Source organism: Nostoc sp. JL34 (genome assembly GCF_017114945.1).
Taxonomy (GTDB): Bacteria; Cyanobacteriota; Cyanobacteriia; order Cyanobacteriales; family Nostocaceae; genus Nostoc.
The window spans coordinates 1-10,951 of sequence record NZ_JABXKQ010000005.1; the positions used below are offsets into that span (position 1 = coordinate 1).

Annotated in this window: 10 protein-coding genes and 3 pseudogenes; 4 read left to right on the forward strand and 9 right to left on the reverse strand. The window is 40.3% G+C overall.

What is annotated here, in order from left to right; translation table 11 throughout:
* Positions 1–58: 58 nt before the first annotated feature.
* Positions 59–244: pseudogene (locus HWQ44_RS00070) on the forward strand (ISLre2 family transposase); the annotation flags it as partial.
* Positions 245–259: 15 nt separating this feature from the next.
* On the opposite strand, the gene HWQ44_RS00075 reads toward HWQ44_RS00070, so the two are convergent.
* Positions 260–1,732: an IS66 family transposase gene (locus HWQ44_RS00075; protein ID WP_292713373.1), complete on the reverse strand. Its 1,473-nt coding sequence runs from the start codon at positions 1,730–1,732 to the stop codon at positions 260–262.
* Positions 1,733–1,792: 60 nt separating this feature from the next.
* Here HWQ44_RS00075 and HWQ44_RS00080 point away from each other — a divergent pair.
* Positions 1,793–2,662 (forward strand): annotated as a pseudogene (locus tag HWQ44_RS00080) (ISLre2 family transposase); the annotation flags it as partial.
* Between the two features lie 189 nt (positions 2,663–2,851).
* Here HWQ44_RS00080 and HWQ44_RS00085 read toward each other — a convergent pair.
* On the reverse strand, positions 2,852–3,295 hold the full coding sequence (locus HWQ44_RS00085; RefSeq protein WP_292713375.1) for a transposase domain-containing protein: 444 nt from the start codon (positions 3,293–3,295) through the stop codon (positions 2,852–2,854).
* An 844-nt stretch (positions 3,296–4,139) separates the two neighbouring features.
* On the opposite strand from HWQ44_RS00085, the gene HWQ44_RS00090 reads away from it, so the two are divergent.
* Positions 4,140–5,660, forward strand: coding sequence for a linear amide C-N hydrolase (locus HWQ44_RS00090; RefSeq protein WP_292713377.1), 1,521 nt, complete (start codon positions 4,140–4,142; stop codon positions 5,658–5,660).
* A gap of 122 nt (positions 5,661–5,782) precedes the next feature.
* Here the strand turns inward: HWQ44_RS00090 and HWQ44_RS00095 are convergent, their stop codons facing one another.
* The 7 genes and pseudogenes from HWQ44_RS00095 to HWQ44_RS00125 form a co-directional block, all read right to left on the reverse strand.
* Complete coding sequence (locus HWQ44_RS00095) at positions 5,783–6,286, reverse strand: hypothetical protein (RefSeq protein WP_292713379.1); 504 nt, start codon at positions 6,284–6,286, stop codon at positions 5,783–5,785.
* A gap of 159 nt (positions 6,287–6,445) precedes the next feature.
* Positions 6,446–6,649: pseudogene (locus tag HWQ44_RS00100) on the reverse strand (DUF488 family protein); the annotation flags it as partial.
* 511 nt (positions 6,650–7,160) lie between these two features.
* Positions 7,161–7,511, reverse strand: coding sequence for a four helix bundle protein (locus tag HWQ44_RS00105; protein WP_162400059.1), 351 nt, complete (start codon positions 7,509–7,511; stop codon positions 7,161–7,163).
* 63 nt (positions 7,512–7,574) lie between these two features.
* Complete coding sequence (locus HWQ44_RS00110) at positions 7,575–9,236, reverse strand: ISL3 family transposase (RefSeq protein WP_292713383.1); 1,662 nt, start codon at positions 9,234–9,236, stop codon at positions 7,575–7,577.
* Between the two features lie 116 nt (positions 9,237–9,352).
* Positions 9,353–9,511, reverse strand: coding sequence for a hypothetical protein (locus HWQ44_RS00115; RefSeq protein WP_292713385.1), 159 nt, complete (start codon positions 9,509–9,511; stop codon positions 9,353–9,355).
* A 27-nt stretch (positions 9,512–9,538) separates the two neighbouring features.
* Entirely contained in the window at positions 9,539–10,210 is a 672-nt protein-coding gene (locus HWQ44_RS00120; protein WP_292713387.1) for an SDR family oxidoreductase, read from the reverse strand.
* A gap of 26 nt (positions 10,211–10,236) precedes the next feature.
* Positions 10,237–10,434: a hypothetical protein gene (locus HWQ44_RS00125; RefSeq protein ID WP_292713389.1), complete on the reverse strand. Its 198-nt coding sequence runs from the start codon at positions 10,432–10,434 to the stop codon at positions 10,237–10,239.
* Between the two features lie 80 nt (positions 10,435–10,514).
* Here HWQ44_RS00125 and HWQ44_RS00130 point away from each other — a divergent pair, with 80 nt between their 5' ends.
* Positions 10,515–10,943, forward strand: coding sequence for a cadherin-like domain-containing protein (locus tag HWQ44_RS00130; protein ID WP_292713391.1), 429 nt, complete (start codon positions 10,515–10,517; stop codon positions 10,941–10,943).
* Positions 10,944–10,951 lie beyond the last annotated feature (8 nt).

Sequence of the window (10,951 nt, forward strand, 5' to 3'; positions counted from 1 at the left end):
TCAGTACCTCTGCCATAATCCCCCTGTCAATAGGGTTTGAGACGCGCTAACCCTGTCTGGAAGAATAGTTAAAGAAAGAGAAGAAAAAATTAGACAGGCTGCGTTAGTTTTAGCGGGTCAATGTATTGCCATATTATTGCATAAGCTTTCTCAATCAGAGCCAGCTCATAAAACAGCAATTGATCAAACCAAAGGTTGGTGGCATACCGATACGCGAAGACACGGTTATACGAAGAGGGAAATATGTAAGGATTCAGGTCTAATATTGCGGAAGTAAAGAAGGGCGAGACTGATAATTATTGGAGTAAGCAACTAGAGCTTGTGCAAAAAACTCAATCACAGACCTACCTTGACGGCGGCAGGTTTGCACCACAGTCAACAATTTGGCAGTATGTTGAAACCGCTCCATTGAACGAGAACCACCACTAACCTTACGTTTTGTGACAGCTAAACGCAGCGATCGTTCAGCGAGATTGTTATCAGGAGGGACTTCAGGGTAGTCAAGAAAATACCACCATTGATTTGCTTTATCGCGCAAAGAACGTAAAAGCTGGCCTGCCGTCGCTCCTGCCTTGTCAATCCACTGATTGAGTGAGGAGTGCAACTTAGCTTTGAATTGATTGACCCAATCGTTATAACTACTTGAATCAAGAGTCTTAAACCATTGAGCATAACTGCTAAAAGCTTCATCAATTAAATCTACAAAAGCTTCACCGATAGCTTGGTTGTGAAGCCCTGGAAGTATGATTAGTTTTTTGAAGTGACGACGTAGATGTGCTAAACATTTCTGCTGGGCAACAACTTGATAGCCATTGTAAACACTAAAATCGTCACTGCTGAGTACCCCTGCATATTTAGCCCCTAAAATCGTTTCTAATTCGGATCGTGAACGAGTGTCAGCCGCAGTAAATAGGCAGAAATCAGAATTGGCAACTACCCACAACCATTCTTTGACTCCTTTAACTGACCAAGGTGTTTCATCCACATGAACATTCGGTTGTGTCTGCTTTACCCAACTACTCAATTCATTAATACTTGGTTCAATCGCTTGTTGGATTCGTTCATTAGTTGCGACTAACGTTCCAAGCCCAATTTCAACTTGCCCTAATTCCCACAACATTTCTTGCTGTTTTTCATAAGGCATGTGTGCATAATTGTTTACCCATCCTAAGAACGCTTGTAATCTAACTCCTAAATCTTGCCCTGGAACGATATCTGGCGACCATGAGGCTGTTTGTACATTTCCACAACACTCACACACGCAGGTATGACGTTGATATTCTACTATTTCAATGGGACGTTCTACCAATTGCGCTACAGCCTGTTTTTCTACTTTTACTGCTAGGGGTGCAAATGCTTTATTACCACAACAGATACAATCACTTGGACGTAAGATTTCATAACGGTCTACTCTGCCAAACCCCTTACGAGTCTTACCTTGATGTCCTGGCTGTCCACCTGGTTTCTTTTTCGGTTGATTTGATTCTTCTTGCAGGGGTACCTTTTTGTTTTCGCTCTTTTTGTGGATGTCTCCAGATGGTGGTTTCGACGAATTAGAACTGTCTAAATCTCTACTGACTTTTAAACGCTCTATTTCTTGCTGTAGTTCTAAAATGATTTTTTGTAAATCATGTATTACCTTGCTCTGCTCAATGATGATATCCACCAGTTCTTCTTTTGATAACTGGTTCAAGCTTTCTCGATCTAATTCTTGAGGCAGGTTTTGGTTCATATTTGCGATATTCCCCCTCAAGTGTCCCCTTTGTCAATACTCTGCCACCTGAATCCTTACATATCTAACTTGCAACAAGGGAAATTACCTGATGGGAATATACTTAAAGATCAGAGGGTTGTAATTGCTGTAGATGGCGGTAGGAGTAAAATTAGGATTAATAAAAAAGGTAGAAGAAATCCCAAAACAAACAAGCATGGCTTTATAGGGGAATGGGTTGAGCCAAAATTATTAACAATTTATGTGGTTGATAAACAGGGGAAAAAAGTCAAAAATAACGAGATCAAGATTGTAAATGATGGAACTTATGAAGACTATAAAGGCTTTTTACCAATTTTAGAAATGCATCTGATTAGTTTGGGAATTAGTCAAGCAAAACAAGTTTTATTAATTGCTGACGGTGCTGAATGGATTTGGAAGCATATTCCCCCTCTTTTAAAGAAATTGAAATCTCCCGATGCTACTTATCAATTATTTGATTTTTACCATGTTACCGAGCGACTACAGAAATTTGCTGATGTAGCGTTTAGTGATGATAAGGAGCGGAATAATTGGTTTAAAAAAGCACGGAGAACTTTAAAAAAAAGTAATGCCATGACCATAATTAGGCAGATGGATGAATTTATCTTTGAAGCCACGGGAGAGCATTGTAAAACTATGGTCATACAGAGAAATTACCTTTTACGTGCCTATCGTGAAAGGCGTTTAAATTACGCTAAGATACTAGACCAAAAACTACCAATAGGTAGTGGGGCAATTGAGAGTTTAATCCGTCAAGCTGTCAACTTAAGAATCAAGGGTAATAGTAAATTTTGGCTGAAAGAAAATGCAGAAATTATCTTACATCTGCGTTGTCAATGGATAGCTGGAAGTTGGAATAATTTTTGTGGTTCTATCTTTAATTCCTTTATCAAACCCCAAACCGCTTGATAAATTTTATACTTTAATCCTGTCTTTAATTTACTTTTTGACATAATTCATACCAAGTATGAAAGACTGATTGCAGATATTTTTATAAATAATCGTCAAATGACTTGCTAGCAATCTTTTTGAAATATTTCATCAAGATGGATTTTTGTGTAAACCAGTATTTTATTTGCAAATAAAATCACCTTGTACCTAAATATAATTTTTAGCGATCGCACTTTTTTTGACCGACCTCACAAAATCGCATTGCTCCCCTGGAGTTTCGGCTGTTGCTAATGGACGTACTAGCAGATGAAATAACCGACTCATCGTTTGGCATCCCAGTCTCTGTCTTGCTTCGGTGATTGATGATGGGCTTGGTACACGCCAATACTGCCCTAATTTTAGCCACTGCGTTCTTAGCCCTTTAACCAGATTTTTCAACACAGTTCGCATTGAATCCGACGACCATATATTCATCGCTATTACCAAACAGACTACCAAGTGTGATGGTAGTTTCCGCTTTCTTGTCTCCCTACTATCTGTCTGCCCTAACACTTGCTCAATTGCTTCCCCTGGTATCGCTGTTTCTATCGCTTTTAGCACTTCCCCTGATTCTATTAAAAGTGAAACCAACGAAAATTCCTTGAGTTGCATTAGCTGTGTGCATTTTTAACTACAACTCTCAATCTACCTGTTTTTGGGCTTAACCGAAAAGTATTGGGTGCTGGTGTATCGTCAGTGCAGTAAACGATTGGAGTTGCACGTGAAAACTTGGGATGGAGAATTGACGGTTGGGCTGAAGCATCTGAAATCTTGTGATTACTTGCCTTCTGAATGTGAGCAGATGCAGTTGGTGTGCGATGCCTGACGGCAAGCCGCAAAGCGTCTACGCATCAATCAAGTATATTCCAGTGCGCTCTTAGGAATCGGTGCAGAAGTTTTTGGAGTCGTTGGGGAAGCTGAAGTGGGCTTATTTGACTGTTGTGGAAGAGAAATTGTTGAGGGTTTTGGAGTCGGAATATGGAAAAAGATGACTCCCTGAACAGTTTTGGCAATTTGGCGTCCAATATTTTTAGGTTGCAGTTTTAATATAAATATCAAAATAAGGGGACAGAAAAGAAGTTGTGTAGAAGACACAGCCAAAATCCCTGTTTCTACTGTCCTATCGTGGGCCAGTTAAGTATAGTGTTATTAACATGTAAAAGGTATGTTAAAATCTATGTTTTAGCTTGACTTAAATCTAGAGATTTGTATAGTGTAGAAGCTAGCCTGTAGAACATCCAACAAAACCTCAGATTCTCTGTTCTCTTTTTTCTTGGCATCCTTGGCGACGCCAGTTTCCGTGAGAATGGGAAAGTCTTCATTTACCCTAGCAGGTCTTCGCAGTTAATCATTTTCACAAGTTCAAATAGGATTGCTAAATTCGCAAATTTCATAGTGAAAAGCATTGTTCAGTTGCAAAACTCTGAAAGTAATTTACACACTAGGAGATCAACGTATGAAACGTTACCTCAAAAATTTCTCATTGGCTATACCGTTTTTATTTGTTGGAATAGCCGCACTAGTAGCCTGCGATTTTACACAGGAATCTTTTAATATTCATCAAGCATTGAGCAATTTGATGAATGATTTGCACTTGGGATTAATACCACTAGTATTACTTGGTTGCACCCGTGCAATTTATGTTGCTAACGAGGAAACAAAATCAATCTTTACCGTGCGTTCAATGGACTGGTCTGATCCAAATATATCCACAAGTCTATGGGCATCACCTAGAGGTAGCGAACGCACAAGTGCTGGTGAAAGTGATGAGGGTTATCCGCATACATGGAAATCTCAATATAAGAGCCTGGTTGTATGTAACTATAACAAGTCTGCAACTGATGGCATAAATGAGGAAGGCTTAGTTGCCAATCTGCTTTTTCTACCACAAGCTAATTACACCCATGATGAAAATAGCCAGGAGAAACCGCGCTTAACGATTACTGCTTTAGCACAGTATGTACTGGACAACTACGCAACTGTCAAAGCAGTTGTAGAGGGGTTAAAGCAGCAGCCATTTTTTCTTGTCACATCTAAGCTAGCCGTAGCAAAATTAAACCCAAAAACCAATGAGTTCGAGGTATATTTCAAACCTATAGGGTTACATTTGTCCGTTTCAGATTCTCAAGGAGATTCCGCAGTCTTTCAATATGTGGAGGAATATGTGGATGGCAAGAAAACTGGCAAATCTGAACTAGTAGTTTACTACGTTCCAGAGGAGGAAGAAGATAAAAACAAAGAAACGATCACTGTGCTGACTAACAACTTGTATACCAAGCAATTAGAACTTTTGAATAAATTTAAAAAAGATAATGGAGACTTTGATTGGGGAAATAAAAATGAAGTATTTAGATGGGATGAACTGAAGAAGTATAATTTAGAAAGAGAGGAAGTTAAAGAGATGAATCCGCCAATGAATGGCGCTGATATTCGATTTCTCCGCGCTTCGTTTTACAGCAATAGGCTCGACAAAATTGATAAAAATATCAAAAATAAAAGACCATTTATTGATGAGACTCAAAGAGATCCTGAAAACCTCGAAGGTTCTCATAGTACATGGGTTGAAGACTGGTCAAAACACGAAGGTCTTGCTAGAGCTGTTTCGTTGATTCGTAATATGTCAACACCTTTAAATGTTCAGGCAATAGATGATAACCCATTCCTTGCCTCTACAGTCTGGCGTACTGTTGCGGATCACGGGAATAATCGCTATTTCTTTGAATTAAATAGGGCTTTATATCCACTATATGTTGATTTGGAAGAATTGTTTGCTGACTTAGAGACAGTGAAAAAGCTTGATCTGTATGTGCCGCCAGTAAAAGAGGGTGAGAAAGGAATTGACCTACTGGAGGATCAACTAAACAAAGGAGAAAAGATAGGCAAGGTTAATCATCTGTTTGAAGATGTAAAAGACAATAAATGGTTTTATTTTGACTATCAGAGGTCTGATACAGAAACTAGTGGTTCATTGCATTAATTTTTATCGGTGAGGGTGGACAAATCCCCGACTTATGCAATAAGTCGGGGATTTTGTAGTAGTCAGCCAAGAAAGTTATGACAGGTGTAAATCAGGATAAAACCGTTGAAATTTAACTCTGGTTAAATTAAACTTAACTGCTTGGTCTTTTCCTGTGTCAAATACTCTGCCTTCAACTTGAAAAAACAAATACACCATCGTTCGCTCTCCACTCTTTCAATTCCATGCGGCTGCTTATTGTCGAATGCAATACAGTCCCCCTCGTTTAACCAGTACGACTCCATCCTTCGCACATCCTGACAACCTGATATGGAGAACCGCGCCCGACCTATTATATTAATTTGCGCTGCTCCTGCTGCATAAGTTGGAGAATCTCGATGCACTTTGATTTGTGTACCAGCCACATAAAATAATACCAACGCTTGATGGAATTCTGGCAGAAGTTTCTCACCCAACGAGATTTGGTAGTAGCCAGATGGGAGGCGATCGCACCTCACCTCATACCCGGCTTTGTAGCATTTGGACAACATCTCTACAATCAGGGGCGGATATGATAATGGTATATCATCAATAGCATTGTTAATAGTTGAATGAGTCAACTTCTCTATTACTGGTTCAGGGGCCATAAATTGTTTATGATCCTCTGATGGGTTTATCTGTTTCAAACAGGTTAACTCTGAAACTGTTGCTGTGAATGAATCCCGGTTTTGAAAGGAATTGTTACTAACCTCACCACCCCATAAGTCCGGCAGATATTTCGCAATTACCTCTCTGCCAACAATGTGCCGATGACAGTATTGCCCCCATGCTTCATAGCAACAAAGTGTAATATCTGCATTCTTCTGTTGCTGCTTGCTAACCCAAAGCTCAATCAGTTGTTGCCGAGTTTGTAAGATTTCGAGAAACTGTTGTTCGTAGTGTGCGATCGCTGCTGTATCTTGGGGTGATCGCTTCCACCAGTCAAGTAATTCTTTGGTAGGAGCAAATACAGGTAAGTGCTTACCTTTACACTTTGGCGGCTTTGGAGCGTTATCTGGGGGTAACTGAGAAGCAGAAGCAGAACGCTATTTCTGCTTTGGATTTTTGAACAGTGTATATAAAATGATCTATAGGGGTCATCGTGCCAATTTGGGTTTTTTGTACGCTAAGGAATTTAGATAAACGCCCAAACTCTTTTACAGACTGAGTTACAAGTCTTTACTAAGCCAAAGAAATAAGTTCGTAGTACTTGCTCCCAAAAACCTAATTCATAATTAAATTGGACGGATATCATTCAGATTAAACCACAACATTCGGGCATAAGTGTTCGGTGTAAAAGTTCGTTTAATTTGGACACTTCTAGAGTGATAAATGCTGTACCTCAATCCCCACAATGGTTACAGCTTATTTGCAGAGAATGTGGGGTCTTGGCAACTTTTGGTGATGATGAAAGGTTACGCGCTTTAAGGCAGAAAGCAGAGGGCAGAGGGCAGAAGGAGGAAGGAAGAAGTAGTAGTAAATTTAAGCTTTAAGTTTGTTTAAGCTTGCAACTAATATACCTTGCATTTCCTCAACTTCATTTAATAGGGGTGTGAAAAGATTTTTCTCGGCTAAATCCACTTCTTTGGCAATGATTAATTGCGTATCTAGTTCTCTCAAAGAACCTAAAGCAATATGTAAAAACTGTATATATTCTGGCTTCGAGCGCCTGCCATAGCCTTCTGCTATATTAGATGCTACAGATACAGAAGAACGCCGTATTTGGCTAGTTAAGCCATACAATTCTGATTGAGGAAATAGGCGTGTAAATTTATAGCAATTGATGGCAAGTTGAACTGCTCTTTGCCAAATGAACTGATTCCTATAGCTCATAACTAAGTTTGAAGTCAGAATTCAGAAGTCAAGAAAAAGTTTGAAGTACAAGAATTATATCCTTTAGGTTGCTAATAAGAATCGTCGCTCAAGCAGGTCTATCTTGGCGCGTCCATACATCTGCCGCTTTAACATTTTCAGTCGATTAATATGCCCTTCAACTGGGCCATTGCTGACTGACATAGTTACACCTGCTTTTACAGCGTCATAATCTTCACGCAATCGTTTGGCAAAGCGACGAAAAGCAGTCAAATTACTATTTTCTGCAACAGTTAGCCACCGTTGGAGTTTTCTCGGCAGTCGCTGGCGCACAATTTGAGCGAAACCTTGAGCTAACTTGATGGCTTCGGCTAAATCTGGATGTTGCGCTATTAGTAGTGCAATCAATTCTTCCGAATCTGGCTGTTGCGACTCCGGTTTCCGTAGCACTAGCCATACTGCACGACGAGGTGTGAGACAAAGTTTTTTGGGTTGAGTGACTTTTGGTAAAGACTTAACTGAATACCGTTTTCGTGGCTTGATTCCTTGTACAGTACGGATGCGCCGCGTGTAACGAGCTACAGTATCATAACTACCTTTGTAACCCTGTTGTTGAATTTCCTCAAACAAGACTAAGCCTTCGTGACAACCTTCATTCCAGCGTTTTAGGATATATTCTTGGTATGGAACTAAAATACTCCGACCTCGGCTTCTTCGCCGAGTTGGTTCAACAAAGGTGGGAGTACGTAGATAGCGAAATACACTTGTTACACCAATCCCAACTTGACGGGCTATAGCTTTTCCACTCCAACCTTGATGATGTAAGTCCCAAACTTGCTGATGGATAGCAATTCGTCTAGCACGGCTTTGTTCTGCTAATTGTAGTGCTTGTTGTTCACGGCTTGGTCGTGGTACTCGCACAACTACAGTACCGTCGGTTTGGGTTACTGATGAAAGACTGTATGCTTCATCGATGGCTTTGAGAGCTTGATGATGTGTAGCGAATACTTGGTTAAGTGTTTCAGCTAAGTTCTGCAATAAGTGAAAACGGTCTGCAACGTGAATGGCTTCAGGCGCTCCTTGGCGAATACCACTTTCATAAGTTTTTGACCGATCTCGTGAGACGACTTTGACACCGGGATGAGCTTTTAACCATTCTGCTAAGGTTTCAGCTTTTGCATCTTTGAATAGAGCAATTGGTCGGCTGCGTTCCAGGTCAATTAGTGCTGTGCCGTAGGTTTTACATTTACGAAAACAAAAGTCGTCTACCCCAAGAGTATGTGGCGTTACGATTGGTGGGAGTGGGATTGAGCGGACTAAATTTAATAGTGTGTTGCGAGAAACTTTTATCCCTAATTGCTCCGAGAGTCTTACCCCTGCTGCACCACCATTAGCTAAAGCAATCGCACTTAGTCGTTGAGCTAAACGTAGAGTCCTTCGCGCCCAAGGTGCGGTTACACTGTTGAGCCTTTTGGTAAAAATGCGTCGGTTACACAAAGTATTGATGCAAAAAAACTTCTGCACCCGTAACTGTAGGGTAATGCTGTAATCAGCCCACGGTAAGTCTGCTAACTTCCGCTCGTAGCGGCTATGAATTCGGTGAGTTGGTTGATTACAAACTGGACAATTAACTACTGTTATGATTACAGAAACAATCAACTTTATCTGATTTTTTATTTCGTCAACAAGGCAACTCTCAAGTTTCAGGTTTGTTAAATCTGGTAAGAGGTGAGTTAGCACCGACATAGGGTTTGCTGAGGCTTATCCCTTAAATGTTTGATGGAGTGAAGTTTGAAGTATCTTAATTATATCTTTCTTCCTTCCTCCTTCTGCCTTCTGCCCTCTGCCCTCTGCCTTCTGCCTTAAAGCGCGTAACCTTTCATCATCACCAAAAGTTGCCAAGACCCAGAATGTGGTTTCAAAATCGCCTTGTTTGCAGTTTTATCGCTCTCTGTTTGCAGTTCGCTACAGTTACTAGGAGGGGATGAGAGAGTTTGAGAGGGTTTTGTATTGGAAGTCATAAGGCGTTATGAATATGAATTTAAGGTTTAAATTAACATTGCACCACCATCACTAAGAATGGTAGTCCCTGTTAGATAACTATTGTTCATTAGAAATAAATAGGCTTCCGCTATTTGTGAGAATTTTCCTAGTCCTAGAGGAATTTTGTCTTCCATTTCTTTTAACGTTGTAAACCCTGGAGAAACAGCATTGACTCTAATCGGAGCGATTTCTAAGGCAAGAGCTTTACATAAAGATTCCACTGCACCATTAATCATACTTAGCGTAGAAAAACCTAAATAGGGACGAATGCCCAAACTTCCTGAAGAAAAGACAATACTCCCCCCCGAATTAATTTGTTTATAAGCTAATTTAGCGATATTGTATTGACCCCAAAGCTTGGTTTCAAATGCGTGACGGACATCTGAGGTATTTAACTCTAAGAATGGAGCAACAATTAAAGGAGACTTCACCGTTATGGCAATATGATCAATACAACCTACCTTTTCTAATAATTTTTTGATTTCACTTTCTTTAGTAATATCGAACGAAAAGTATTTACACTCTTTGAGCTTGTTAATTTTTCGTAATTCCGGGGCTTGTTGTTCAGCAGATTTGGAAGCAATAATCACATTACCTCCTTGTTGTTTAACTTGTTGAGCTAAAGCTAGTCCAATTCCTGAACTTCCGCCAACAATAAGAACTGTCTGATTTTTCATGTTGGTTATAAGTAAAAGAAACATTTTTAATTATTCGCTGCTTTTTGCTCTCTTTTGTTTCTTTCTGGATCAGTTTCTAGTTCAATATACAACGAATCAATTCCCTCTCTTTCTAAAAGTTCTAATATTATGCTTAGAATGTCACTAAGAAAAGAGAAAATCGTTGAGGCAGCAGGGGTGCAGAGGAGCAAAGGAGCAGGGGAGAAAGAAGAAGTTTTAGGCATACGAACGGATATTTAGAAATTCCCCTCTGCACCCCTGCCCCTCTGCAATCCTTACGCTGCATACCCTTCAGCTTAACTTAGTGACATTCGGCACTTATACCTTCACCCCAACTCTCAACTTTAATGGTACTGTCAGCCTCAACTACGGTGTAACTGATGGCAATGAGACTTTAACAGCAGTTACCAACAGTTTCTCTGTCACCCCCGTCAACGATGCCCCCACTGCTGGCACTGACTCGTTAACTGCCACCCAATTCATCCCCATCAAAATTCCTGTCACCACCCTACTTGCCAACGACAGCGATGTCGATGGCGATGCGTTGAAGATTACCAAAGTCAGCAATGCCCAAGGTGGCGCGGCAGTTTTGTTTAACAATTTCACTCCCAATACTTTTCGGATAAACCCAACAATCTCACTTTTGGTCTGGGTAAAGGTAAATTCAAACCCTTTCCCTTCCCCCTGGGAGCATGTCAACTTTGTTAGAACAAAAGAACTAAACAGGCTCTAAAGCTGAAC